The following is a 3886-nucleotide window of genomic DNA, read 5'->3' as shown; positions in this document are numbered from 1 at the left end:
GCTCGCCGCCCGAGGGACGCTTGCCGCCCGTCGGCTTGCCGCCGGCCGCCTTGCCGCCCTGGTAGCCGCCTCGCGAGGTGCCGCCCTTGCCGCGAGGCTGGTCGTCGCGCGATCCGCGACCTCGGGAATCACCGGTCGAGCGGCTCGAGCCGCCCCGGGAGTCACCTCGTGCGTCGCCGCGCGAGGAGGAGGAGCCACCCCGGCCACCGCCGGACGAGCCGCCTCGCCCTGCGCCGGATCCACCTCGTGACGGACGTTGTCCGCGACGGTCGTCGGCCACAGCAGCACTCTCCTTCTTCATGTATCGGCCCCCGTCCCCGGGGCAACCGTACTCACGTCGTGCCATGAAATGGCACAGGGGCCACCAGATAACTGGTGGCCCCTGCCAAATGTATGTCCGGCGGCGTCCTACTCTCCCACAACCTCTCGGTTGCAGTACCATCGGCGCTGAAAGGCTTAACTTCCGGGTTCGGTATGGGACCGGGTGTTTCCCGTTTCGCTATGGCCGCCGTAACTCTTTCAACCTGTTCAAACTCGTCTCCCGCCCTGGTGSCCCCTGGTTGGGGGGTGTGGGGGTGGGGACGTGGGTTTGTTGGTTGGGAACTGCTTAGTGGACGCGGGCGCCTCGTCGATATGACGTGTGTGGCGTGTCGTTTGTGTGCGCGTTCGTACGTAGGTCGATCCGGCATCCTTGGGGATGGTGGGATCGGTTCACGCGTGGTGCGTGTGTGGTTTTGTACGGTGTTGGGACAAGCCCTCGGCCTATTAGTACCGGTCGGCTGGGCATTACTGCTGTACACCTCCGGCCTATCAACCCCATGTTCTGTGGGGGGCCTTACCCACTTACGTGGTGGGAAACCTCATCTTGAAACGTGCTTCCCGCTTAGATGCATTCAGCGGTTATCACTTCCGAACGTAGCCAACCAGCCGTGCTCTTGGCAGAACAACTGGCACACCAGAGGTTCGTCCATCCCGGTCCTCTCGTACTAGGGACAGCCTTTCTCAAGTTTCCTGCGCGCGCGGCGGATAGGGACCGAACTGTCTCACGACGTTCTAAACCCAGCTCGCGTGCCGCTTTAATGGGCGAACAGCCCAACCCTTGGGACCTACTCCAGCCCCAGGATGCGACGAGCCGACATCGAGGTGCCAAACCATCCCGTCGATATGGACTCTTGGGGAAGATCAGCCTGTTATCCCCGGGGTACCTTTTATCCGTTGAGTGACCACGCTTCCACATGCCGTGGCCAGATCACTAGTTCCGACTTTCGTCCCTGCTCGACATGTCTGTCTCACAGTCAAGCTCCCTTGTGCACTTACACTCGCCACCTGATTGCCAACCAGGCTGAGGGAACCTTTGAGCGCCTCCGTTACATTTTAGGAGGCAACCGCCCCAGTTAAACTACCCATCAGGCACTGTCCCTGATCCGGATAACGGACCTAGGTTAGACATCTAGTACGACCAGAGTGGTATTTCAACGTTGACTCCACAACCACTGGCGTGGCCGCTTCACAGTCTCCCACCTATCCTACACAAGCCGTACCAAACACCAATACCAAACTATAGTAAAGGTCCCGGGGTCTTTCCGTCCTGCCGCGCGTAACGAGCATCTTTACTCGTAGTGCAATTTCGCCGAGTCCATGGTTGAGACAGTGGGAAAGTCGTTACTCCATTCGTGCAGGTCGGAACTTACCCGACAAGGAATTTCGCTACCTTAGGATGGTTATAGTTACCACCGCCGTTTACTGGGGCTTAAATTCTCAGCTTCGACCCAAAGGTCTAACCGGTCCTCTTAACCTTCCAGCACCGGGCAGGAGTCAGTCCGTATACATCGTCTTACAACTTCGCACGGACCTGTGTTTTTAGTAAACAGTCGCTTTCCCCTGGTCTCTGCGGCCATCACCGCTTCCCCCAGCAAGTGGGTTCACGGATCCGGCCCCCCTTCTCCCGAAGTTACGGGGGCATTTTGCCGAGTTCCTTAACCATGGTTTTCTCGATCGCCTTAGTATTCTCTACTTGATCACCTGAGTCGGTTTGGGGTACGGGCGGCTCGTTGCTCGCTAGAGGTTTTTCTCGACAGCATAGGATCACCCACTTCGCCCATACGGGCTCCGCGTCACGTCTCAGACTCCACACTGAAGTGGATGGTGCGGATTTGCCTACACCACGCCCTACACGCTTGCCCACAGACAACCATCGCTGTGGCTGGGCTACCTTCCTGCGTCACCCCATCGCTTGACTACTACCAGCTCGGGTCCCACGCTCCACACCACGGCCTCGCCCCGAAGGGTCCGGTCCACGATGCTTCGGGTGGTTAGCATCACCAGGTTCGTCATGGGCGCAACTTCGCCGGTACGGGAATATCAACCCGTTGTCCATCGACTACGCCTGTCGGCCTCGCCTTAGGTCCCGACTTACCCAGGGCAGATTAGCTTGACCCTGGAACCCTTGATCATTCGGCGCACGGGTTTCTCACCCGTGATTCGCTACTCATGCCTGCATTCTCACTCGTGTGGCCTCCACGCCTGGATCACTCCGACGCTTCACTGCCCACACGACGCTCCCCTACCCATCCAACGCACTGAACACGGATCGAGTCCGTGCTGATGTATTCGTTGAATGCCATAGCTTCGGCGGATGACTTGAGCCCCGCTACATTGTCGGCGCGGAATCACTTGACCAGTGAGCTATTACGCACTCTTTCAAGGGTGGCTGCTTCCAAGCCAACCTCCTGGTTGTCAATGCGACTCCACATCCTTTTCCACTTAGTCACCGCTTAGGGGCCTTAGCTGATGGTCTGGGCTGTTTCCCTCTCGACTACGGAGCTTATCCCCCGCAGTCTCACTGCTGCGCTCTCACTTACCGGCATTCGGAGTTTGGCTAACGTCAGTAACCTTGTAGGGCCCATTAGCTATCCAGTGCTCTACCTCCGGCAAGAAACACGCAACGCTGCACCTAAATGCATTTCGGGGAGAACCAGCTATCACGAAGTTTGATTGGCCTTTCACCCCTATCCACAGGTCATCCCCTCAGTTTTCAACCTAAGTGGGTTCGGTCCTCCACGTCGTCTTACCGACGCTTCAACCTGCCCATGGATAGATCACTTCGCTTCGGGTCTTGAGCGCGCTACTGAATCGCCCTGTTCGGACTCGCTTTCGCTACGGCTTCCCCACACGGGTTAACCTCGCAACACACCGCAAACTCGCAGGCTCATTCTTCAAAAGGCACGCCGTCACCCCGCCAACAAAGTTGACATGAGCTCCGACGGATTGTAGGCACACGGTTTCAGGTACTATTTCACTCCCCGCCAGGGGTACTTTTCACCTTTCCCTCACGGTACTTGTCCGCTATCGGTCATCAAGGAGTATTTAGGCTTAACGGGTGGTCCCGCCAGATTCACACGGAATTTCAGGGGTTCCGTGTTACTTGGGAACACGCTCCAGAGCCAGCGCTTTACGTCTACGGGCCTATCACCCTCTACGGTACGGCTTTCCAACCGACTTCGACTTCCACACTGGTTTCTTACTCTGCACTGAGCCGGCAGACTCAATCGAGCGGTCCCACGACCCCCTGCGTGCAACCCCTGCCGGGTATCACACACGCAAGGTTTAGCCTCATCCGATTTCGCTCGCCACTACTCTCGGAATCACTGTTGTTTTCTCTTCCTGTCGGTACTGAGATGTTTCACTTCCCGACGTTCCCTCCACACACCCTATGTGTTCAGATGTGGGTAACACGACATGACTCGTGCTGGGTTTCCCCATTCGGACACCCCCGGATCACAGCTTGGTTGCCAACTCCCCAGGGCTTATCGCAGGCTCCAACGTCCTTCATCGGCTCTTGATGCCAAGGCATCCACCATGTGCCCTTCATAGCTTGTCTCAACAA

At 57.7% G+C, this 3886-nt stretch carries 2 rRNA genes; both read right to left on the bottom strand.

The window, feature by feature from the left end:
- Nucleotides 1-395 precede the first annotated feature (395 nt).
- Nucleotides 396-513, bottom strand: a 5S ribosomal RNA gene (gene rrf / locus G6R19_RS20170).
- 232 nt (nt 514-745) lie between these two features.
- Nucleotides 746-3880: ribosomal RNA gene (locus G6R19_RS20165) — 23S ribosomal RNA — on the bottom strand.
- Nucleotides 3881-3886: the final 6 nt, after the last annotated feature.

This window comes from Arthrobacter sp. Alg241-R88 (assembly GCF_900537115.1).
Lineage (GTDB): Bacteria > Actinomycetota > Actinomycetes > Actinomycetales > Micrococcaceae > Arthrobacter.
This window is presented reverse-complemented; position numbering and strand designations above follow the sequence as displayed.